Origin of the sequence: Nitrospirillum guanabarense (genome assembly GCF_034653355.1) — a bacterium.
Taxonomy (GTDB): Bacteria; Pseudomonadota; Alphaproteobacteria; order Azospirillales; family Azospirillaceae; genus Nitrospirillum.
Map to the genome: position 1 here is coordinate 1,948,918 of NZ_JAYEER010000004.1, position 22,553 is coordinate 1,971,470.

At 67.3% G+C, this 22,553-nt stretch carries 17 protein-coding genes and 4 pseudogenes; 8 read left to right on the plus strand and 13 right to left on the minus strand.

The features are described 5' to 3' along the window. Positions 1 to 158: 158 nt before the first annotated feature. The 5 genes and pseudogenes from fsa (at position 159) to UAA55_RS27080 (ending at position 4,243) form a co-directional block, all read left to right on the plus strand. Entirely contained in the window at positions 159 to 839 is a 681-nt protein-coding gene (gene fsa, locus UAA55_RS27060; RefSeq protein WP_322956728.1) for a fructose-6-phosphate aldolase, read from the plus strand. 112 nt (positions 840 to 951) lie between these two features. Continuing rightward, on the plus strand, positions 952 to 1,662 hold the full coding sequence (locus tag UAA55_RS27065) for a DUF484 family protein (RefSeq protein ID WP_322956729.1): 711 nt from the start codon (positions 952 to 954) through the stop codon (positions 1,660 to 1,662). A gap of 103 nt (positions 1,663 to 1,765) precedes the next feature. After that, a pseudogene (locus UAA55_RS27070) lies at positions 1,766 to 2,075 on the plus strand (IS630 family transposase); the annotation flags it as partial. Between the two features lie 291 nt (positions 2,076 to 2,366). Further along, positions 2,367 to 3,329 carry a tyrosine recombinase XerC gene (locus UAA55_RS27075; RefSeq protein ID WP_322956731.1) on the plus strand — a complete coding sequence of 321 codons (963 nt, stop codon included), beginning with the start codon at positions 2,367 to 2,369 and terminating at the stop codon, positions 3,327 to 3,329. A gap of 11 nt (positions 3,330 to 3,340) precedes the next feature. Continuing rightward, entirely contained in the window at positions 3,341 to 4,243 is a 903-nt protein-coding gene (locus UAA55_RS27080) for a DUF2167 domain-containing protein (RefSeq protein ID WP_322956732.1), read from the plus strand. A gap of 68 nt (positions 4,244 to 4,311) precedes the next feature. Here the strand turns inward: UAA55_RS27080 and lpdA are convergent, their stop codons facing one another. The 8 genes and pseudogenes from lpdA to zapE all read right to left on the minus strand — a co-directional run bounded on the left by lpdA (position 4,312) and on the right by zapE (position 16,785). Continuing rightward, positions 4,312 to 5,727 carry a dihydrolipoyl dehydrogenase gene (gene lpdA / locus UAA55_RS27085; RefSeq protein WP_322956734.1) on the minus strand — a complete coding sequence of 472 codons (1,416 nt, stop codon included), beginning with the start codon at positions 5,725 to 5,727 and terminating at the stop codon, positions 4,312 to 4,314. A 229-nt stretch (positions 5,728 to 5,956) separates the two neighbouring features. Next, positions 5,957 to 7,198 carry a 2-oxoglutarate dehydrogenase complex dihydrolipoyllysine-residue succinyltransferase gene (gene odhB / locus UAA55_RS27090; protein ID WP_322956735.1) on the minus strand — a complete coding sequence of 414 codons (1,242 nt, stop codon included), beginning with the start codon at positions 7,196 to 7,198 and terminating at the stop codon, positions 5,957 to 5,959. Between the two features lie 84 nt (positions 7,199 to 7,282). After that, positions 7,283 to 10,221 (minus strand): annotated as a pseudogene (locus UAA55_RS27095) (2-oxoglutarate dehydrogenase E1 component). Between the two features lie 469 nt (positions 10,222 to 10,690). Continuing rightward, positions 10,691 to 11,566 carry a succinate--CoA ligase subunit alpha gene (gene sucD / locus UAA55_RS27100; RefSeq protein WP_004274388.1) on the minus strand — a complete coding sequence of 292 codons (876 nt, stop codon included), beginning with the start codon at positions 11,564 to 11,566 and terminating at the stop codon, positions 10,691 to 10,693. Between the two features lie 2 nt (positions 11,567 to 11,568). After that, positions 11,569 to 12,765: an ADP-forming succinate--CoA ligase subunit beta gene (sucC, locus tag UAA55_RS27105; RefSeq protein WP_322956736.1), complete on the minus strand. Its 1,197-nt coding sequence runs from the start codon at positions 12,763 to 12,765 to the stop codon at positions 11,569 to 11,571. Between the two features lie 225 nt (positions 12,766 to 12,990). Next, on the minus strand, positions 12,991 to 13,950 hold the full coding sequence (mdh, locus tag UAA55_RS27110) for a malate dehydrogenase (protein ID WP_088871985.1): 960 nt from the start codon (positions 13,948 to 13,950) through the stop codon (positions 12,991 to 12,993). A 375-nt stretch (positions 13,951 to 14,325) separates the two neighbouring features. Then, on the minus strand, positions 14,326 to 15,579 hold the full coding sequence (locus UAA55_RS27115; RefSeq protein WP_322956737.1) for a DUF2336 domain-containing protein: 1,254 nt from the start codon (positions 15,577 to 15,579) through the stop codon (positions 14,326 to 14,328). Between the two features lie 81 nt (positions 15,580 to 15,660). Next, entirely contained in the window at positions 15,661 to 16,785 is a 1,125-nt protein-coding gene (gene zapE, locus UAA55_RS27120; protein ID WP_322956739.1) for a cell division protein ZapE, read from the minus strand. A 322-nt stretch (positions 16,786 to 17,107) separates the two neighbouring features. Here zapE and leuD point away from each other — a divergent pair, with 322 nt between their 5' ends. Then, entirely contained in the window at positions 17,108 to 17,722 is a 615-nt protein-coding gene (leuD, locus tag UAA55_RS27125; RefSeq protein WP_322956741.1) for a 3-isopropylmalate dehydratase small subunit, read from the plus strand. Between the two features lie 209 nt (positions 17,723 to 17,931). Next, on the plus strand, positions 17,932 to 19,041 hold the full coding sequence (leuB, locus tag UAA55_RS27130; protein WP_322956742.1) for a 3-isopropylmalate dehydrogenase: 1,110 nt from the start codon (positions 17,932 to 17,934) through the stop codon (positions 19,039 to 19,041). A 177-nt stretch (positions 19,042 to 19,218) separates the two neighbouring features. Here leuB and UAA55_RS27135 read toward each other — a convergent pair whose 3' ends face one another. The 5 genes and pseudogenes from UAA55_RS27135 to UAA55_RS27150 form a co-directional block, all read right to left on the minus strand. Next, positions 19,219 to 19,413, minus strand: coding sequence for a pentapeptide repeat-containing protein (locus UAA55_RS27135; RefSeq protein WP_322956743.1), 195 nt, complete (start codon positions 19,411 to 19,413; stop codon positions 19,219 to 19,221). A gap of 67 nt (positions 19,414 to 19,480) precedes the next feature. Next, a pseudogene (locus UAA55_RS31430) lies at positions 19,481 to 19,720 on the minus strand (pentapeptide repeat-containing protein); the annotation flags it as partial. 88 nt (positions 19,721 to 19,808) lie between these two features. After that, positions 19,809 to 20,510, minus strand: a pseudogene (locus UAA55_RS31435) (pentapeptide repeat-containing protein); the annotation flags it as partial. A 146-nt stretch (positions 20,511 to 20,656) separates the two neighbouring features. Next, the gene (locus UAA55_RS27145; RefSeq protein WP_040844662.1) at positions 20,657 to 20,917 is read right to left on the minus strand and encodes a hypothetical protein; all 261 of its coding nucleotides are present in this window, start codon (positions 20,915 to 20,917) and stop codon (positions 20,657 to 20,659) included. A 57-nt stretch (positions 20,918 to 20,974) separates the two neighbouring features. Continuing rightward, a complete protein-coding gene (locus UAA55_RS27150; RefSeq protein WP_322956745.1) occupies positions 20,975 to 21,316 on the minus strand; it encodes an Mpo1-like protein in 342 nt (113 codons plus the stop codon). 187 nt (positions 21,317 to 21,503) lie between these two features. Here UAA55_RS27150 and UAA55_RS27155 point away from each other — a divergent pair, with 187 nt between their 5' ends. Then, a complete protein-coding gene (locus UAA55_RS27155) occupies positions 21,504 to 22,523 on the plus strand; it encodes an aspartate-semialdehyde dehydrogenase (protein ID WP_322956746.1) in 1,020 nt (339 codons plus the stop codon). Positions 22,524 to 22,553: the final 30 nt, after the last annotated feature.

The following is a 22,553-nucleotide window of genomic DNA, read 5'->3' on the forward strand; positions in this document are numbered from 1 at the left end:
ATATGATCTTATATAGGGAACACGCCTCCAAGCGCGCATGCCCCCCATCCCCTGGCCCGCCATTTCAGCCCGTGCACCCCGGTGCGGCCTCCGCTAGAGTGCCGGCCAACCCGGGGGCGGGCCCCGGTCCTTGATCCAGATCTTGAGGGCATTCCCCCATGAAGTTCTTCGTCGATACCGCCGACATCAACGATATTCGCGAGCTGGCCTCCACCGGCTTGCTGGACGGCGTCACCACCAACCCGTCGCTGGTCGCCAAGTCCGGTCACAGCAGCTTCATCGACCTGATCGCCGAGATCTGCGACGTGGTGAAGGGCCCCGTCAGCGCCGAAGTCGCCTCGACCGATTTCGAGACCATGCTGAAGGAAGGCAAGCACCTGGCCAAGATCGCCCCCAACGTGGCGGTGAAGGTGCCCCTGACCCCGGCCGGCCTGAAGGTCTGCCACCACCTGTCGCAGGAAGGCACCATGGTCAACGTGACCCTGTGCTTCTCCGCGGCGCAGGCCATCCTGGCCGCCAAGGCCGGCGCCACCTTCGTGTCGCCCTTCGTCGGCCGCCTGGACGACATGGGCCAGGACGGCCTGGGCCTGATCGAAGAGATCGTCACCATCTATGACAATTACCCGGACTTCACCACCGAGGTCCTGGTCGCCTCCATCCGCAACCCCATCCACGTCACCCAGTCGGCCAAGATGGGCGCCCACGTGGCCACCATGCCGCCCTCCGTCATCCGTCAGCTGTTCAACCACGTGCTGACCGACAAGGGCCTGGCGCAGTTCGTTGCGGACTGGGCCAAGACCGGGCAGACTATCCTGGATCAGCCGCTGCCGACCCGCTGATCCCTGTCGCGTTCCAGCGGATGCCGAGACCGGCCCGCCCAGCGATGGGCGGGCCGGTTCGCGTTTGAGCCATTGGGACGCCGGGCGACCGGCCTGAAGGGAAGAGCAGCATATGGGCGGCAAGACACCGCACAGCGCCTTGGGCGACGCCCTGACCGCGGAGGATGTGGCGACATACCTGCGTGAGACGCCGGATTTCCTGCAGCAGCATCCCGACGTGGTCCACCACCTGATCCCGCCCGCCGAGAACCGGGGCAACGGGGTCGCCGACCTGCAGCACTTCATGCTGCTGAAACTGCGGCGCGAGGTGGCCGACCTGACCGCCCAGCAGGAGGAACTGATCGCCACCGCCCGCGCCAACATCAACAACCAGAACCGGGTGCATGCGGCGGCCCTGTTCCTGATGGACGCGCAAAGCTTCGACCAGCTGATCCAGACCATCACCACCGACCTGGCCGTCCTGCTGGATCTGGACCTCGCTTGCCTGGTGATGGAGCAGCCGGAGGACAACCGCCTGGTGCTGCATGCCGAGCGCAACGGCCTGCAGCTGGTAGAAACCGGCGCCATCAGCCAGTGGATAGGCAAGCGCGACATCATCCTGCGCGGCAACATCCAGGGAATGGCCGAGATCTACGGCCCCGCCGCCCCCATCGTGAGATCGGAAGCGCTGGTACGCCTGCAGATCGCCCCCGACGCGCCCGCGGGCCTGCTGGCCTTCGCCTCGCGCGACGCCGACCTGTTCCACCCCGGCCAGGGTACCGAACTGCTGAGCTTCCTGGCCCGGGTGGTGGAACGGTGCATCAAGGGTTGGTTGGCTCTTTGAGTTGCCTCAAGCGCCGGCGGGGCAACCGCCCCTTGGCTTATCCTCCCTTTCCGGTTCACTTCGCTTCCCGGAAAGGTCCGGCGGCCCCAGTCGGGGCCTATAAGGGGAGGTGATCGGGCGCCGCATGCAACGCCACCGGCATCAGGCGCTCATCCGCTTCCTCAACGCCATCGAGACCGAGGTGCCAGTCGGCAAAGGCGTCCACGTCATTCTCGACAACTACGGCAGCCACAAGCACCTGAAGGTGCGCGCTTGGCTCGACCGGCATCCGCGCTTAGTGTTCCATTATAGGCTGCCATCAAACGCTTCCCTGCCGAAACCAACGAAAATCCCCGCCCTTTTTCATGGTTCCCGACCCGGATAAAATCATCGTCGCAGTGCGATGCGGGGTCATAGTTAGAGAAAACGATTAAACGAGAACAGTGGGAAAAAGATGAAGTTGCGGCATTTCCTTCGAGGGATGGCAGGGCTTTTGATCGGAGGTCTGCTCGGCACAACATTGGGCTTTTTCGGGCCTATATTATTTGGGCTTTCAATAAGTTACATGGAAAATGACTATACTGACAATGGGGCGGGGTTCCTCGTTATATTGACGATGCCGCTGGGCGCAATCTTGGGCGCGGTATCCGGTCTGTACTTCACCACATCGCGAGCGCCCTGCAATGGGACACATCCGTCAGATTCGATTCACTAGAGAGATCATCATGACCAAGCCCCCCGCCTTGGGATATTCCTGCGCGCCCGACGTGGCGGCGGTGCTGGAGGAGTGGCGGCGCTGGCTGACGTCGGAGAAGACGGCGTCGCCCCACACGCTGCGTGCTTATCAGGGTGATGTCGCGGCCTTCCTGTCCTTTCTGACGGAGCATCTGGGCCGGGCGCCCAGCCTGAATGATTTGGGCGGGGCGCAGCTGGGCGACTTCCGCGCCTGGCTGGCGGCCCGCGCGGGTGAGGGCGCCATCGCCGCCAGCCGGGCCCGCGCCGTTTCCGGCGTGCGCAACCTGTTCCGTTGGCTGGACCGGTCGGGCCGGCTGCACAACCCCGCCATCGGCCTGCTGAACGCGCCCAAGGTGAAGCGCCCCATCCCCCGCCCCCTGACGGTGGACGACGCCGGCATCCTGCTGGCGGAATTGTCCGACATCCCCCAGGCACCTTGGGTCGGCCTGCGCGACCGCGCCTTGTTCACCCTGCTCTACGGCTGCGGTCTGCGCATGGATGAGGCCTTGCGCCTGACGAGGGCCGAAGCGCCGCTGGACAGCGACACCCTGCGGGTCACCGGCAAGGGATCGAAACAGCGCGACGTGCCCGTCCTGCCCGCCGTGCGCCAAGCACTGGCCGCCTATATCGAGGCCTGCCCGCACCCCCTGCCCGCCAGCGGGCCGCTGTTCGTGGGGGTGCGCGGCGACCGGCTGAACGACCGAGTGGCGCGCCTGGCCATGCAGACCCTGCGGCAGCTGTTGGGCCTGCCCGACACCGCCACGCCGCACGCCCTGCGCCACAGCTTCGCCACCCACCTGCTGGGCGGCGGCGCCGATTTGCGCGCCATCCAGGATCTGCTGGGCCATGCCAGCCTGTCCACCACCCAGCGCTACACCGACGTGGATGCCGAGCAGCTGCTGTCGGTCTATGAGACGGCGCACCCCCGGGCCCGACGCGGCAACCGCTCTTGAGGACTGGCCCCATGCGGCTGATGAGATTGCTGGCCCCGCTGCTGTGCGCCGCTCTTTTGAGCGTCACCCCGCCGGCCGCCGCTACGGATGAGACCCCGATCTCGCTGGCGGACAAGGCCGTCACCCTGACCCCCAGCCCCGCCTTCCAATACGTGGCCGGTGCCGACACCCAGGATTTCCTCAGCCGGCATTGGCAGGGCCGACCCCTGGCCGGCGGTGCCGGGCTGGGCCTGCTGGTACCCGCGGGAGCTGACGCCAATCCCGCCTGGCTGGTGGCCTTGAGCTATGACGGCGGCGGCCATGTCAGCGACCTGGACGCCGGCCGGCTGGACGCCGACGCCCTGCTGGCGGCGCTGAAGTCCGGCGACGCCGGCGGGCTGCCCCTGGCCGGTTGGGCCCGGCCGCCCCTGTACGACAGGGCCAGCCACACCCTGATTTGGGCCGCCCGGCGCCAAGCGGACGGCGGTGCGGTGGACGGACTGGATTATCACATCCGCCTGCTGGGCCGGCGCGGGGTGCTGGGCCTGGACATCGCCGCCCGCATGAACGACCTGCCCGCCATTGAAGGCCAGATGCCGGCGCTGCTGTCGATGGTTCGCTTCACACCAGGCAACGGCTATCGCGATTACGTGCCTGTCGCCGATCGGTCCGTCACCCTGGGGCTCGGCGGGTTGGTCGCCGGCGACGCGCTGGTGAAGGGCGGCCTGCTGGACCATCTATGGAATGGCATCCGCAGCCAGAACTTCATCTATCTGCTGGCCGTGCTGGTGGTGATGCTGCTGGCGCCGCGCCTGCGCCATCGCTTGGGTCCCAGGACACCGGCTCCGCCGCAGGCGCGGCAGCCCCCCGCCCCACCGCCACCGCCATCGCCCAGGCCGGCGGACCATGATGGGCCCAAAGGCCCTTGGTCCTGAAGGCAAAACGGCGCCGGGGTGAGCCGGCGCCGTTTCCGCATTCCCACAGGAGAAGGCTTACATAAGGCTTACATGTGGATGGTGCGGCCCAGTACGCCCAGGGCCGCTTCCTTGATGGCCTCGGTCAGCGTGGGGTGGGCGTGGCTGGTGCGGGCGATGTCTTCGGACGAGGCGCCGAATTCCAGGGCCAGCGCCAGCTCCTCGATCATCTCACCGGCCGAGGCGCCGATGATGTGCGCGCCCAGCAGCTTGTCGGAGTGGGCGTCGGCCAGCAGCTTCACGAAGCCCTCGGTGGCCTGCATGGAGCGGGCGCGGCCGTTGGCGGTGAAGGGGAACTTGCCGACCTTGTAGGTCACGCCCTCGGCCTTCAGCTGCTCCTCCGTCTTGCCGACGGCGGCGATTTCCGGCCAGGTGTAGACCACGCCGGGGATGGCGTCGTAGTTGATGTGGCCGGACTGGCCCGCCATCACCTCGGCACAGACCACACCCTCTTCCTCGGCCTTATGGGCCAGCATGGCGCCGGCGATCACGTCGCCGATGGCCCAGATGCCGGGCACGTTGGTGCGGAAGTGGTGGTCGGTCTTCACGCGGCGGCGCTCATCCAGTTCCACGCCGACCTTGTCCAGGCCCAGGCCCTCGGTGTAGGGGCGGCGGCCGATGGCCACCAGCACCACGTCGGCCTCGATGGTCTCCGACGTGCCGCCGGCGGCCGGCTCGACCGTCAGGGTGACGCCGGTGTCGCCGGCCACGGCCGAAGTGACCTTGGTCGACAGCTTGAAAGTCAGGCCCTGCTTGCCCAGGATGCGCTGGGACTGCTTGGAGACCTCACCGTCCATGCCGGGCAGGATGCGGTCCAGGAACTCCACCACCGTGACCTGGGAACCCAGGCGCTGCCAGACGGACCCCAGTTCCAGGCCGATGACACCGCCACCGATGACCACCAGGCGCTTCGGCACGCCGGCCAGCTCCAGGGCGCCGGTGGAGGAGACGATGCGCTTCTCGTCGATGGTCACGCCCGGCAGGGGCATGACGTCGGAGCCGGTGGCGATCAGGATGTTCTTGGCGGTGACGGTCTCGGTGGAGCCGTCCTCCTTGGTCACCGTCACCTGGCCTGGGGCGGCGATGCTGCCCCTGCCGGTGTAGCGGGTGATCTTGTTCTTCTTGAACAGGAATTCCACGCCGGTGACGTTGGACTTAACCACGTCGTCCTTGTGCTTCATCATCGTCGGCAGATCGAGCTCGACGCCCGAGACCTTGACGCCGAAGTTGCCCAGGGAGTGGGACGCTTCCTCGAACTTCTCGCTGGCCACCAGCAGGGCCTTGGAGGGGATGCAGCCCACGTTCAGGCAGGTGCCGCCCAGGGTCTTGCGCATCTCGACGCAGGCGACCTTCATGCCCAGCTGGGCCGCGCGGATGGCCGCGACATAGCCGCCGGGGCCGCTGCCGATGACGACGAGATCGAATTGGGTAGTGATGGTGGTCATGTTCGTGTTCCCTCAGGCGCCGGGCGAAGTCTGTCCGACCTCAAACGCCGGCGGGGCATCCGCCCCTTGGCTCATCCTCGTTGCGCCCTTCGGTGCTCGCTGCGGCGGCCGCGGTCGCGGCCTAGTCGCTACGCTCCGGGTGAGGTGCTTGAGGCGTTGGCGGTGATTGTTGATCTGAGCGGTCAGGCAGTCAGCAAACGGGGGGCCGAGAGGCCCCCCGTCCGTCGGATCAGACATCCAGCAGGATGCGTTCCGGGTTCTCGATGCATTCCTTGACACGCACCAGGAAGGTCACGGCCTCGCGGCCGTCGATGATGCGGTGGTCGTAGGACAGGGCCAGGTACATCATCGGACGGATGACGATCTGGCCGCCGACGACCATCGGACGCTCCTGGATCTTGTGCATGCCCAGAATACCGGACTGCGGGGCGTTCAGGATGGGCGAGCTCATGAGCGAGCCGTACACGCCACCGTTGGAGATGGTGAAGGTGCCGCCGGTCATGTCCGCGATGGACAGCTTGCCATCGCGGGCCTTCTTGCCCAGCTCGTTGATCGTCTGCTCGATCTTGGCGAAGCCCATCTGGTCGGCGTCGCGCACCACCGGAACCACCAGACCGGTCGGCGTGCCCACGGCCACACCGATGTCGTAGTAGTTCTTGTAGATGATGTCGGTGCCCTCGATCTCCGCGTTGACCGCCGGCAGCTCCTTCAGGGCGACCAGGCAAGCCTTCACGAAGAAGGACATGAAGCCCAGCTTCACGCCGTGCTTCTTCTCGAACTGGTCCTTCAGCTCGCCACGCAGCTTCATCACGTTGGTCATGTCCACCTCGTTATAGGTGGTCAGCATGGCCGCGGTGTTCTGGGCGTCTTTCAGGCGGGCGGCGACCGTCTGCCGCAGGCGGGTCATGCGCACCCGCTCCTCAAGGTCGGCGCGGGCGCGCGGGCCGGCCGGGGCCTTGGCCACGGGATTGGGGGCGGCGGCGACCGGGGTCGGGGCGGCCTTCGGCGCGGCCAGGTGGTCGATCACGTCGCCCTTGGTGACGCGGCCGTCCTTGCCGGTGCCGGCGATGGTGGCCGGGTTCACGCCGGCGTCGGCGGCGATCTTGGCGGCGGCGGGCATCACGCCGGCGGCGCCGTTGGTGGCGGGGGCGGCAGCCGGGGCAGCGGCGGGGGCCGGCGCGGCGGTCTTGGCCGGAGCCGGAGCCGCGGCGGGAGCGGCCGCGGCGGCGACGCCACCCTCGGTGATCACGCCCAGGACGGCGCTGACACCCACGTTGGCGCCTTCGGCGGCGCGGATTTCGCCCAGCGTGCCGGCGGCCGGGGCGTTGACTTCCAAGGTGACCTTGTCGGTCTCCAGCTCCACCAGCGTTTCATCCGCCTTGACGCTGTCGCCAACCTTCTTCAGCCACCGCGCGACCGTCGCTTCCGACACGGACTCGCCGAGGGTGGGCACCAGGATTTCCGTCGCCATGTTTTTGGGACCTTGGTTCGTTTCTAACAGAGGGTTTCAGAATAAAATCATTCCGGGGCCGCAACGGGCCCCGGAACGTCTGGATCAAGCGATGGTCAGCGCTTCGTCCAGGAACTTGGCCAGTTCCTGGTTGTGGCGCTTCAGCTGGCCGGCGGCCGGCGAGGCGGCCTCGGCGCGGCCCACGTAGGACGGACGGCCCGCCTTGTGGTTCAGTTCCTTCAGCACGCCCTCGATGCGGCGGTCGACGAAGCTCCAGGCGCCCATATTGGCGGGCTCTTCCTGGCACCACACCACCTCGGCGTTGGGGTACTTGGCCAGTTCCGCCTTCAGGGCGTCGTGCGGGAACGGGTACAGCTGCTCCAGGCGCAGGAAGGCCACGTCCTTGACACCCCGGTTCTCACGCTCCTGGAACAGGTCGTAGTAGACCTTGCCCGAGCAGAGGACGACGCGGCGGATCTTCGCCGGCTCGACCAGGTCCACGCCAGTCTCATACAGGACGCGGTGGAACGACTCGTTGCCGGTGAACATGGCCAGGTCGCTGACGCACAGCTTGTGGCGCAGCAGCGACTTGGGGCTGAAGACCACCAGCGGCTTACGGAACTCGCGGTTCACCTGGCGGCGCAGCACATGGAAGTAGTTGGCCGGGGTGGTGCAGTTCACGATCTGCCAGTTGTCCTCGCCGGACAGCTGCAGGAAGCGCTCCAGACGGGCGGAGCTGTGCTCCGGGCCCTGGCCCTCATAGCCGTGCGGCAGCAGCATGGTCAGGCCGGACATGCGCAGCCACTTGCTTTCGCCCGAGCTGATGAACTGGTCGATGATGGCCTGGGCGCCGTTGACGAAGTCACCGAACTGGGCTTCCCAGAGGACCAGGGCGTGCGGCTCGGCCAGCGTGAAGCCGTATTCGAAGCCCAGCACGGCCGCTTCGGACAGCGGGCTGTCGTGCACCTCGAACCGGGCTTGGTCGCCACGGATGTGGTCCAGGGGAACGTACTTGGCCTCTGTGGTCTGGTCGACCAGCACGCAATGGCGCTGCGAGAAGGTGCCACGGCCCACGTCCTGGCCGGACAGGCGCACCGGCACGCCTTCCACCAGCAGGGTACCGAAGGCCAGCGCCTCGGCCGTGGCCCAGTCCAGGTCCTTGCCGGTGGCGAACATCTCCTGCTTGGCCTTGAGCTGGCGCACCACCTTGGCGTTCACGTCCACGCCTTCCGGCACGGCGGAGATGGCCTTGCCCACTTCCTGCAGCAGGTCCATGGACGCGGCGGTCTTGCCCTTGCGGTCGTCGTCCTTGGCGGCGCTCAGGCCCTGCCACTTGCCTTCCAGCCAGTCGGCCTTGTTCGGCTTGTAGGTGGTCGACGCCTCGAACTCCACTTCCATGGCCTTGTGGAAGTCCTTCACGAAAGCGTCGGCCTCCTCGGGCGTCACCACGCCCTCGCGCACCAGCTGCTGGGCGTACAGCTCACGGGTGGTGGGGTGGCTGCGGATCGCCTTGTACATCAGCGGCTGGGTGAACGCCGGCTCGTCGCCTTCGTTGTGGCCCTGACGGCGATAGCAGACGATGTCCAGCACCACGTCCTTCAGGAACTTCTGACGGAACTCCACGGCGATGCGGGTCACGTGGATCACCGCCTCGGGATCGTCGCCGTTGACGTGGAAGATCGGCGCCTGGATGGCCTTGGCCACTTCCGTCGGGTACGGGCCGGAACGGGCGTACTGCGGGGCGGTGGTGAAGCCGATCTGGTTGTTGGTGATGATGTGGATGATGCCGCCGGTGCGGTAGCCCTTCAGCTCGGACAGCAGCAGCGTCTCCGGCACCAGACCCTGGCCGGCGAAGGCGGCGTCGCCGTGCAGCAGCAGGCCGATGACCTCGGCGCGCGCCTCATCCGTCGGCGGCATGGTGGAGCGCTGGACCTGCTTGGCGCGAACCTTGCCGCAGACGACGGGGTTCACCACTTCCAGGTGCGACGGGTTGGCCGTCAGCGACAGATGGATGGAGTTGCCGTCGAACTCGCGGTCAGCCGAGGTGCCCAGGTGGTACTTCACGTCGCCCGAGCCCTGCACGTCCTCGGGATTGGCGGCGTTGCCCTGGAATTCGGAGAAGATGGCCTTGTACGGCTTGTTCATCACGTTGGCCAGCACGTTCAGGCGGCCGCGGTGCGCCATGCCGATCACCAGTTCCTTCAGGCCCAGCTGACCGCCGCGCTTCAGGATCTGTTCGATGGCCGGAATCCAGACCTCACCACCCTCCAGGCCGAAGCGCTTGGTGCCGGTGTACTTCAGCTGCAGGAAGCGCTCGAAGCCTTCGGCGGCGGTCAGGCGCTGCAGGATGGCCTTCTTGCCCTGGACCGTGAAGTCGGTCTGGTTGCGGATGCCCTCGATGCGTTCCTGGATCCAGGCCTTCTGCTCCGGATCCTGGATGTGCATGAACTCCACGCCGATGTGGCCGCAATAGGTGCGCTGCACCGCGTCCACGATCTGACGCAGGGTGGCGGTCTCCATCCCCAGCACGTTGTTGATGAAGATCGGGCGGTCCAGGTCGGCGTCGGTGAAGCCGTAGGTCTTGGGGTCCAGCTCCGGGTGCTCGCTGCGCTTTTCCAGGCCCAGCGGGTCCAGCTTGGCCATCAGGTGGCCGCGGACGCGGTAGGCGCGGATGAGCATCAGGGCGCGGATGCTGTCCAACTGGGCCTGGCGCAGCTGCTCGGGCGTGATGCCCCCCCAATGGCGTTACTGGCCACGGCGCCGTTGGCGGCCGGGGCGGCGGCGCCATTGGCACCCTTGGCGCCCTTTGCCGGAGCGGCCGGTTTGGCATCGGGATCGGGCACGCCGATGACGGCGGCCTTGTTGGGCGCCCAGCTCGCCCCCTGGATTTCGCCCAGCACGACGCGGGCATCGTCATCCAGCCCGGCGAAGAAGCTGCTCCAAGAAGGATCGACGGAGGCCGGATCCTGCAGGTAGCGGGCGTAAAGCTCGGCGACGAAGGTCGCGTTGCCGGCGAAAAACAGGGAGCTTTGATCGGTTACCATGGCGCTCTGCGCTTGATCTGGGAGGGATAGGGCGCCCGCGTCTATGTGGCAGGCGTCCCGATGGGACCGAAATTCGCGTTCTTTTACGCCATGATACCTGCGCCTTCAATATGCGACGGCGGTGGGGCCGTTGCCACGAAAACGCCTACCACGCATAAGAAACGCCCAGTTCCCGCAACAAAAGCATCGGGCTCTGGAAAACCCTGAACCTTTGTTGCGCAACGCTGGGCAACGTGACCATCACGACGTCGGCACGCACCCATCAAAATTATCGATGTGCACGCTAACAATGAGGTGGCACCAGCATCCCACGGGGTCAAGCGACGCAGGGGAGGCGATGCCTCATGCCAGCCATGGAAAAACGGCGGCCCCGGGTGCCAGACATGCGCTGGGGCCGGTGCCGCCGTTCCTCCTCGGGGGCGGCCCGGTGACCCGGAGCCGGCCCATCATTTCAACCGAAAGGCCGGTATCAGCCCTTCAGCGCCTTCAGCATGGTGGAACCCAGGCTGGCGGGGCTGTCGGCGACATGGATGCCGGCGGCGCGCAGGGCCTCGACCTTGAAGTCGGCCGTGTCGTTGCCGCCGGAGATCACGGCGCCCGCGTGGCCCATGCGGCGGCCCGGGGGGGCCGTGCGGCCGGCGATGAAACCGACGACCGGCTTCTTCGTCTTGCTGTCGCGGATGAACTCGGCGCCGTCGACTTCCGCCGAACCGCCGATCTCACCGATCATGATGATGCCCTCGGTCTCCGGGTCGTCGAGGAACAGCTGCAGGCTGTCCACGAAGTTGGTGCCGTTGACCGGGTCGCCGCCGATGCCGATGCAGGTGGTCTGGCCCAGGCCGGCCGCGGTGGTCTGCGCCACGGCCTCATAGGTCAGGGTGCCGGAACGGCTGACGATGCCGATCTTGCCACGCTTGTGGATGTGGCCCGGCATGATGCCGATCTTGCACTCGTCCGGGGTGATGACGCCGGGGCAGTTCGGACCGATCAGGCGGGTCTTGGACCCGGCCAGGGCGCGCTTCACCGTCACCATGTCCAGCACCGGGATGCCTTCGGTGATGCAGACCACCAGCGGGATCTGGGCGTCGATGGCTTCCAGGATGGCGTCGGCGGCGAAGGGCGGCGGCACATAGATCACCGACGCGTTGGCGCCGGTGGTGTGCACGGCCTCGGCCACGGTGTCGAACACCGGCAGGTCGAGGTGGGTGGTGCCGCCCTTGCCGGGGGTCACGCCGCCAACCATCTTGGTGCCGTAGGCGATGGCCTGTTCGGAGTGGAAGGTGCCCTGCGCGCCGGTGAAGCCCTGGCAGATCACCTTGGTGTTCTTGTCAACCAACACGGCCATGATTACGCGGCCTCCTTCACGGCCTTGACGATCTTTTCAGCGGCGTCGGCCAGGTTGTCGGCGGACAGGATCGGCAGGCCGGACTCGGCCAGGATCTTCTTGCCCAGCTCGACGTTGGTGCCTTCCAGGCGGACGACCAGCGGAACATGCAGGCTGACCTCACGGGCCGCCGCCACCACGCCCTCGGCGATGACGTCGCAGCGCATGATGCCGCCGAAGATGTTGACCAGAATGCCTTCGACATTCGGATCGGACAGGATGAGCTTGAACGCGGTGGTCACGCGCTCACGGGTGGCGCCGCCGCCCACGTCCAGGAAGTTGGCCGGCTCGCCGCCGTACAACTTGATGATGTCCATGGTGGCCATGGCCAGGCCGGCACCGTTCACCATGCAGCCGATGTTGCCATCCAGCTTCACATAGTTCAGGCCGTGCTTCGTGGCCTCGGTCTCCGACGCCTCTTCCTCGCTCTCGTCACGGAGCTCTTCGATGTCCTTGTGACGGTAGAGGGCGTTGTCGTCGAAGTTCATCTTGGCGTCGAGGGCGATGATGTCACCGGCGCCGGTCACGACCAGCGGGTTGATCTCGACCTGCGAGGCGTCCAGTTCCACGAACGCCTTGTACATGGCGGACAGGAACTTCACGGCGGCGCCGACCTGCTTGCCTTCCAGCTTCAGGCCGAAGGCGATCTGGCGGGCGTGGTAGCCCTGCAGGCCGCCGACCGGGTCGATGGCGACCTTGACGATCTTCTCGGGGTGGCTGTGGGCCACTTCCTCGATTTCCATGCCGCCCTCGGTCGAGGCGATCACGGTCACGCGGGAGGTGGCGCGGTCCAGCAGCAGGGACAGGTACAGCTCGCGCTTGATGTCGCAGCCTTCCTCGACATAGAGGCGCTTGACCTCCTTGCCTTCCGGACCGGTCTGCTTGGTCACCAGCGTGTGGCCCAGCATTTCCTTGGCGTTGGACACGACGTCGTCGATCGACTTCACGACGCGGACGCCGCCCTTGCCCTCGGGGTTCTCCTTGAACCGCCCGGCGCCACGGCCGCCGGCGTGGATCTGGGACTTCACGACCCACACGGGGCCGCCCAGGTCCGTGGCCACGGTCTTGGCCTCTTCGGGGGTATAGGCAACGCCGCCGCGGGGAACCGCCACGCCGTATTTCTTCAGCAGGCCCTTGGCCTGGTATTCATGAATGTTCATTCGGGGATCGCCCGCTTCCGGTTGGGAAACGGCCTCGCATGATTGCGGCCGATCGCGGGGCCAACCCCGCGCCGCGGGCACTGTAGAGAGCAATGCCGGGGCGATCAACCGCGTAAAGTGACGGAAGGATGGCTGCGGACGCTATTCCGGTATCTCTTTGCCAAATGGCCCCGCCTGCGAGAGGCGGGCGGGGCCATCCACACCGTCATACCGGAACCCGAACGATCAGCCGGCGACCTTGGCGGTGACTTCGACCAGCTGCTGCACGGCGGCGACGGACTTCTCGAAGTTGGCCTTCTCCTCGGCGTTCAGCTCGATCTCGATGATCTTCTCGACGCCGCCGGCGCCGATGATCACCGGCACGCCGATGTACAGGCCGTCCACGCCGTACTGGCCGGTCAGCTTGGCGGCGCAGGGCAGCACGCGCTTCTTGTCCTTCAGGAAGCTCTCGGCCATGGCAATGGCGGAGGCGGCCGGGGCGTAGAAGGCGGAACCGGTCTTCAGCAGGCCGACGATCTCCGCACCACCGTCACGGGTGCGCTGCACGATCTGGTCCAGCTTCTCCTGTGTGGTCCAGCCCATCTTCACCAGGTCGGGCAGCGGGATGCCGGCGACGGTGGAGTAGCGGACGGAGGGAACCATGGTGTCGCCGTGGCCGCCCAGCACGAAGGCGGTGACGTCCTCGACCGAGACCTTGAACTCGTCAGCCAGGAAATGGCGGAAGCGGGCGCTGTCCAGCACGCCGGCCATGCCCACCACCTTGGCGGGGTCGAAGCCGGTGACCTGCTGCATCAGGCCGACCATGGCGTCCAGCGGGTTGGTGATGACGATGACGAAGGCGTCCGGAGCATGCTCCTTGATGCCCGCGCCGACGCTCTTGATCACCTTGGCGTTGATGCCAACCAGGTCGTCGCGGCTCATGCCCGGCTTGCGCGGCACGCCGGCGGTGACGATCACCACGTCGGCGCCGGCGATGCCGGCATAGTCGGAAGCACCGGTCAGGGTGCTGTCGAACCCTTCCACGGGGGCGGCTTCGGCGATGTCCAGCGCCTTGCCCTTGGCGACACCCTCGAAATCAGGGATGTCGAACAGGACGATGTCGCCAAGCTCCTTCAGGCCGGCCAACAGGGCCAGGGTGCCGCCGATCTGGCCGGCGCCGACCAGCGCGATCTTCTTGCGTGCCATGGTTGGGTTCCTCGAACTTTGGGTTGCGAATTTGGGTTCAACAATAAGGCGCTAACGAAACAGGGGACCGCGCCGCCCAGGGCTGAAGGCGTCGGGCGGAAGTCCCGGAAATTCGCCGTGCGGGGGTCCCAGGCGCCCAGGCGCCCGGCCTTCGGGGCCCGAGGAACGAGGGAACCCGCAGGCGGGCTGATTAGCCTGAATCCGCCTGCCGGGCAAGGCGCCCCGTACACGATCAGGCGCGCGCGTCGCCCATGGCAGGCTCCCTGCAAAAGGTATGGTTCGGAACCAAGGGCCGGGCGCACGATCGCCAACCCCAGGTGCAGCTTGCTGCGGCGCACCGCCGGGGCCCCCGTCGCGGCGGGCGGCCTGCGGCAATCACTTCGGCGCGATATCGAACAGCTCCAGGTGCCAGTGCATCTCGACGTCGGTCATGGGGTAGTCCGTACCCAGCCGCGCGTTCAGCAGCTTGCGCGGGGCGATTCCAGCGCCCCGAGCCTGCAGGGTGCGGGCGCCGCGCATGGAAAAGCCCGCCCGCCAGGCCAGCGCCGTCACCGCCTTGGGGCTTTGCGTCGCCAGGATGCGGCGCACGGCGTCCACCGGCACCCGCGCCATCAGCGCCACCGCCGCTTGGGCGAAGTCGCGATCGCCCCAGCTGAGGGCGTCGCACACCACATCTTCGTTCAGGCCGCCGGAGGCCGCCAAGCGCGCCGCCTTGTCCCCCGCGCCCTCCGGCTTGCCGTAGCCGGCCGCCCAGTCCAGCCGACGGGAGGCGGCGGCCACCACCGCCTCCACCCCCGCCTTGTCCAGCCCCTGCCCCGCTAGGCCGTCGCGCAGGGCATCCTCCACCGCGCTGGCCAGGCGCTGCGACACCTCCGCCGGGCCGGCGGGCGGGGGTGGCGGCGCATTTGGATCAGGTACCTCTTCAGGGGGCACGCCGCCAATGGGCATGTGGCCCCGCTCCGCCAGCAGGCGGCGGGCCTTGGGCGACAGGTCGGCGCCGGGGTTGCCGGCAAGGGTGGCCCAGGAGCCGTGGTCGCCCATCGCCACCACGGCGTCGCCCACCGGCCGGGACACGGTGCGCCGGCCGGCCACCGCCTCCACCACCCATGGCTCGGGCCGGCGGGACAGGATATCCAGCAGTTCCTCGTCCGACAGGGCCATGCACCAGCGCAGCACCGGGCCCGCCACGTCGCTGGCCACGTCGCGGGCCAGGGTGACGGCCAGCTTGGGCGGGGCGCATTCCACGTCGGCCAGCGCGCTGGACAGCGCCGTGCGTACGCGGATGACCTGGTCGGCGGCCAGCAGTTCCAGGGCGGCGAAAGCGACGTCGCGCACCGCCCCCACCTCGGGCCGGGAAAGGTCGGGCAACAGGCGGGTCAGTTTGTCCGCCAGCAGCGCCCGCACCCGGTCGCTGGGGTCGCGGGCCAGGCGGCCGAAGGCGCGCACCGGCGTCATGGCGTTGGTCACGACGGCGCCGCGCACCCGCTCGTCATCATCATCGGCCAGGTAATAGAGGAGTTCGGGCCGGGTGTCGGGGTTGTTGGCCAAGGCCACGCGCGCCGCCACATCGCCCCCGGTGGCCACCGTCTTGGCGGTCTCATAGTCGATGGACGGCTTGGACGGCGACACAAGCTGCCTCCGGCTGGATCACGGGGTGGAAGCCCACCTTACCATGTCGGTCGGGGAACCGTCAGATCCGGTGGATCGCCCTTAAGTGAGATGCCCAGCCGCCAGATAATCCTCTGACTGCATTTCCATGAGGCGGCTGACGGTGCGCTGGAATTCGAAGGCGTGCTGGCCCTCGGGGTAGAGCTGCCCGGGGGCGGCCTCGGCCGCCATGATCAGGTGCACCTTGTGCTCATAGAGGGCGTCGATGAAGGTCATCAGGCGCTTGGCCTCATTGCGCAAGGACGGGTCCAGCATGGGCACGCCGTCCAGCAGCACGGTGTGATAGTGCGTGGCGATGGCCAGATAATCGCCGGGGCCCAGCGGTTGGCGGCACAGCTCGTCAAAGGTGAACCAGGCGACACCCTTGGCCTGGCGCGGCACCGGCAGCTTGCGCCCCTGCACCATCAGGTGGGTGGCGGTGGGCTGGGCGTCCGTCAGCTCCCCGAAGGTCTTCTCCAGCGCCGCCGTCGCGGCCGGGCCCAGCGGGTCGAAATAGACCTGGCGGCCGCGGATGCGGGCCAGACGGTAGTCGCGCGCCCCCTCCAGATGCAGCACGTCCAGCTTTTCCTTCAAGAGGGCGATGAAGGGCAGGAACAGGTCGCGCTGCAGGCCGTCCTTGTACAGGTCGTTCGGCGCCCAGTTGCTGGTCGCCACCACCACCACGCCCAGGTCGAACAGGTGGGTGAACAGCCGGCCCAGGATCATGGCGTCGGCGATGTCGGTGACATGGAATTCGTCGAAACACAGCAGCCAGGCCTGGTCGGCGATGGTGCGCGCCAGTTCCGGCAGCAACTCATCCGCCCCGTTCCGGCGCAGGTCAGGACGCTGCCGCAGGCTGTGCAGGGATTGATGCACCTCCTGCATGAAGGCGTGGAAATGGACGCGGCGGCGGCGCAACACGGGCGCCGTCTCATAGAACAGATCCATCAGCATGGACTTGCCCCGGCCCACGTCGCCGTAGATGTACAGGCCCTGGGGCGCGGGGTCCGGCCGCCGCGCCAGGCCGAAGCGGGCGCGCCAGCCGGACTGGCCCTGGGCCGGGCGGTAATCCCGCAACGCCTGGTACAGGCTCTGCAGCTTTTCCGCCGCCAGTTCCTGGGCGGGGTCGTCCTTCAGCGTGCCGGTGCCGCGCCGGGCGCGGTAGACGGACAATGGGCCTTCAGACATGGGGGCCTTCAGACATGGGGACCACCGGATTGCTGGGACAAGGGGCGGTTCCTCATAGCGAAACTGCCCGTGGCCAGCAACCGGCCGGCTATCAACGCACCCCTGCGCCGCCCGGCCCTGGCACCGAAGCGCCCCGGTTCCCACGGCATGCAGGCGCAATATAAGTTCGCAAATCGACCCATTGCCGTACTTCCCTTGCGTTTCGGTGGGGGCTGTCGCGCGTTAACGCGTCATCGCGGGTGGTTGTTGGCCTCATCCGCCTTGTGGCAGAAAGGGACAGCGTCACCCGTATTCCCGTATTGTAGTCACCGGACGAGAGCCCATGGACAAGTTCACCATCCTGACCGGCGTCGCCGCCCCCCTGCCGATCCAGAACATCGACACGGACATGATCATTCCGGCGCGGTACCTGAAGACCATCAAGCGCACCGGTCTGGGCAGCGGGCTTTTCTCCTCCCTCCGTTTCAACGAGGACGGCAGCGACCGGGCGGACTTCATCCTGAACCAGCCGGCCTACCGCAAGGCCAGCATCCTGGTGGCGGGCGACAACTTCGGCTGCGGCTCATCCCGCGAGCATGCGCCCTGGGCCCTGCTGGACTACGGCATCCGCTGCGTCATCGCCCCCAGCTTCGCCGACATCTTCTTCAACAACTGCTTCAAGAACGGCATCCTGCCCATCGCCCTGCCGCAGGACGTGGTGGACCGGCTGATGGGCGAGGCGGAGAAGGGCGCCAACGCCACCTTCACCGTCGATCTGGAAAAGCAGACGATCACCACCCCGGATGGTGAGAGCGTGGGCTTCGATGTGGAGCCGTTCCGCCGCCACTGCCTGCTGAACGGCCTGGACGATATCGGCCTGACCCTGCAGCAAGTCAGCGCCATCGACGCGTTCGAGGCGCAGCAGCAGACGGGCCAGCCCTGGCGCTGGGCGCGCTGAACGCCCTCGTGATCATCCTGTGACGGCGGGAGGCCCGACGCCTTGGCGTGGTCTCCGGTTGAAACGGGGGGTTGGCAGGATGCCGGCCCACCCGTATTTTCGCTAACCAATATCCGAAGGCCGCATACACGGCCGGCCGCCGGCCCAATCCTGAAAGGGAACCCGGCAGCCGCGGCGACGCCGCCCCATCCGACAAAAAGGGTTCATCCATGGCCGCTTACTCTCTTCTCATGCTGCCGGGCGACGGTATCGGGCCGGAAGTCATGCGCCAGGTCCGCCGTGTCATCGACTGGATGGCCCGTCGCCGCGGCCTGGAGTTCACCGTGTCGGAAGGGCTGGTCGGCGGCTGCGCCATCGACGCCCACGGCGTGCCCCTGTCCGACGAGACCATGGCCCAGGCCCTGGCCGCCGACGCCGTGCTGCTGGGCGCCGTGGGCGGCCCGAAGTGGGATGGCGTCAGCTTCGACAAACGTCCCGAGGCGGGCCTGCTGCGCCTGCGCAAGGAGATGGAGCTGTTCGCCAACCTGCGCCCGGCCGTGGTGTTCGACGCCCTGGTCGACGCCTCGACCCTGAAGCCCGAGGTGGTGCGCGGCCTGGACATCATGATCGTCCGCGAACTGACGGGCGGCGTCTATTTCGGTGAGCCGCGCGGCATCGAGGATCTGGGCAACGGCGTCCGCCGGGGCGTGAACACCCAGGTCTACACCACCCCGGAAATCCACCGCGTGGCCCGCGTGGCCTTCGAGCTGGCGCGCAAGCGCGGCAACAAGGTCTGCTCCTGCGAAAAGCGCAACGTCATGGAATCCGGCCTGCTGTGGAACCAGGAGGTCACGGCCCTGCACACGGCGGAGTACAAGGATGTGGAACTGAGCCACATGCTGGCCGACGCCGCCGCCATGCAGCTGGTGCGCAACCCGAAGCAGTTCGACGTCATCGTCACTGACAACCTGTTCGGCGACATCCTGTCGGACGAGGCCGCCATGCTGACCGGTTCCATCGGCATGCTGCCCTCGGCCTCGCTGGGTGCCGCTGACGCCGGCGGCCGCCGCAAGGCCCTGTACGAGCCGGTGCACGGCTCCGCCCCCGACATCGCCGGCCGCGACGTCGCCAACCCCATCGCCTCGCTGCTGAGCTTCGGCATGGCGCTGCGCTACTCCTTCGACCGGGGCGAGGAAGCCGACCTGCTGGACCGGGCGGTGCAGAACGTCCTGAAGGGCGGCATGCGCACGGCCGACATCATGTCCCCAGGCATGGCCCGCTGCTCCACCAGCGTCATGGGCGACAGCATCCTGCGCGAGTTGGACAAGCTGGTCGGTTAAACCAGCCCCAAACCGAAAAGGCCCGGAGCGGCGACGCCCCGGGCCTTTGTCCTTTCAGCCCTTCCCGCCGTTGCAGCCTGCGACCGCCGGCGCCGGGGATTTTGGGGCCGAGGCCCCTGGATCGGGGATGAGCCGAGCCACCGGATGGCCACGCCCGGCATCCGAGGGAACGGCGAACTACCGGGATCGAACCTGGCCCGTGTTGGCCCCGTCCAGGACGATGCCGTCCAGCTGGGCGTCGCGCATGTCGGCACCGCTCAGGTCCGCTTCGCGCAGCACGGCGCCGCGCAGGTTGGCCCCCCGCAGGTTGGCGCCCCGCAGGCGGGCCCGGGTCAGGCGCGCCGGCCATTTGCGGGTCCGGCTGCTCGGCACTTTCCAGCAAGCCCAGGTTGGCGTTTTGCAAGTCGGCGCCGTTCAGGTGGGCCCGTTCGAAATTGGCGCCACGGGCGTCCACGCCCACCAGCACCGCGTCCTGCAAGTCGACGCATTCCAGATCGGCCATGACCAGGGACGACCCCGTCAGCACCAGGCGGCGGGCCACGGCGTAGGCCATCTTGGCCGCCGTCAGGTTGCGCCCCGAAAGGACCAGCCCGGTCAGGTCGCGGCCCGACAGATCCGCGCGGGCGCCGGAGCGGCCAGCGGCGGCCACCCAGGTCGCATGGTCCTCCACCACCTCCATCACGGGCCGGACGGTCTCCCCCCTCGCCCGGCAGGACGGCGCCCTTGCCGCGCAGCCGGCCGATCAGGCTGGATTCCATGATGGCGCCCCGGAAATTGGCGTCTTCCAGAATGGCGTCGGTGAAGATGGTGTCGGTCAAGAGCGCGCCGGCGAAGGAGGTGCCGTGCAGCTTGCTTTCCGAAAGGTTGGCGCCCTGCATGTTGGCGCCCTTGAAAACGGCGCCCCGCAGGTCGGCGCCTCGCAAATCCACCCCCGCCAGGTTGGCGTCGGTGAAATCGGCGTTCAGGGTCCAGGCGCCGTTCATGCGGCTGTCGGCCATGTCGGCGCCGATGGCGATGGCCGAGGTCAGGTCCGGGATGCGGCCGTCGAAGGTTTCCGGCAGGGGCTTGCCGCCGCGATAGACGGCCAGCACCGCCTCGCGCACGTCCGCCTCGCGCATGCGGGCCTTGGTCAAATCGGCGCCGCGCATGCTGACCCCGCGCAGGTCGGATTTCGAAAGGTCGGCCTGGCGCAGGCAGGCGAGGCGGAAATCGCAGGCGAAGAGGGACGCGTTGCGCAGCCGCGTGCCCACCAGTTGGGCCTGGTCCAGGCGGCTGCCCGTCAGATCCGCGTCGGTCAGGTTCAGGGTGGACAGGACGGCGCCGCGCAGGTCGTGCAGGACGAAGGCGAAACGGGCGCCACCGATGCGCCCCTCGATCAGCCGTTCATGCTTGCGGGCCGCCTCCATGACCTCGGCCGGGGTGGCCCGCCGGAACTCAAACCCGTCCTGGTACTGGCGTTCAGGATGCATGCGGCCTAGCCACCCGACTTACCTCTATCGCCCCCAGGAGCAGGTGCGTTGACTACATTGTTGCACCGGCGCCGGAGTTTTTAGAAGCGGATTCACCCGGTATTTACAAAAAGAAACCGTCTTTAGCGCGCAACAAACTTACCGTTTCACGAGACGAACTTGCGGCAATTCTCGACCATTGTGCCATATAGTGCCCTAATCAACTCTGACGGGCGTAACCGGCCGAAAGGGATGTTCTCCACCGCGTACTCCACCAGCACTTCTGGCGGTTTGACCGGCACGATCTCAAAGCCCGCCTTGCGCAAGCCGTCGACTACAGCTTGGGCCTGCTTCGTATAATTTTCGTTAAAGAAGGTCTTGTCCGCGCGCTTGATGGCTTGGGCGATGGTATCGACGATCTGAGCCAAGGCGGCTTATCCTTTGGTGGCGGGCCCGGAGTGAGGGGAAGATTGTGTGAAGGGCCGTCAGCGGTCGATGCCGTGGCGGCGCAGCTCGGGGCCCAGCCGCCCGGCCACGAACAGGAAGAACATGCGGAAGTCGCTGACCATTGACCACAGCGGATAGCTGAAGGTGGCCGGCCGGTTGTGCTCCACGAAGAAGTGGCTGATCCAGGCGAAGAGATAGCCGCAGACGGGGGCGGCGGCGAAGAAGCGCCAGTCGCCCGATACCACACCGGCCAGCAGCGCCAGCAGCGCCAGGCCGGTGCCAACGAAGTGCCAGGCCCGCGTGGCCGGCAGGGCGTGTTCACCCAGGTAAAAGGGCCAGAACGCGTCATAGGTGGCGATGTGGGGTTCGTGTACCGTCATGGTCTTTCCTCCCTGTCTTCGGGCCTAATCTCCGGACGCGCGGGCCCGCGCGGGGCGGCACTGACGCCTGCGCGCTTGCAAAGCCCGCCGGCCCGCCTTAAGTCTCCGCCGAATTAGACCAGAGGGGGCCCCGCCCCCGCAAGCGGCCCGCCCCCTGGTCCCCGCCAGAGATATGAGGAGCATGGCCATGGGCTATAAAGTCGCCGTCGTGGGCGCCACGGGCAATGTCGGGCGCGAGATGCTGCAGATCCTGGCGGAACGGGAATTTCCGGTGAGCGAGGTGGTGGCCCTGGCGTCGGAACGTTCCATCGGGTCGGAAATCAGCTTTGGCGACGATGACCTCCGCGTCCAGGATCTGGCCAAGTTCGACTTCACCGGCACCGACATCGTGTTGTCATCGGCTGGCGCCAAGGTGTCCGCCCAGTTCGCGCCCAAGGCCGCCGCGGCCGGCGCCGTGGTCATCGACAACACCAGCCACTTCCGCATGGATCCGGACGTGCCCCTGGTGGTGCCGGAGGTGAACCCCGAGGCCATCGCGGGCTACAAGAAGAAGGGCATCATCGCCAACCCTAACTGCTCCACCATCCAGATGGTGGTGGCGCTGAAGCCCCTGCACGACCTGGCCCGCATCCGCCGCGTGGTGGTGTCGACCTACCAGTCCGTGTCGGGCGCCGGGAAAGAGGCGATGGACGAGCTGTTCACCCAGACCCGCGCCATCTATGTGAACGACCCCGTCGAGAAGAAGCAGTTCACCAAGCAGATCGCCTTCAACGTCATCCCCCACATCGACGTCTTCATGGAAGACGGCACCACCAAGGAGGAGTGGAAGATGACGGTGGAGACCAAGAAGATCCTGGACCCGTCCATCAAGGTGACGGCCACCTGCGTGCGCGTGCCCGTGTTCATCGCCCATTCCGAGGCGATCAACGTGGAGTTCGAGAACCCCATCAGCGCCGACGAGGCCCGGGCCGCCTTGCGCCGGGCCAAGGGGGTCTCCCTCATCGACCACCAGGCCGACGAGGGCTATGTCACCCCGGTGGAGGCGGCCGGCGATGACCTGGTGTTCATCAGCCGCCTGCGCGAGGACTTCACGGTGGAGAACGGCCTGAACCTGTGGGTGGTCTCCGACAACCTGCGCAAGGGTGCGGCCCTGAACGCCGTGCAGATCGCCGAGCGGCTGGTCAAGGATCACTTGGGCAAGAAATAGGGTTTGGTCTCCGGACCAGCAAAAAGGGCG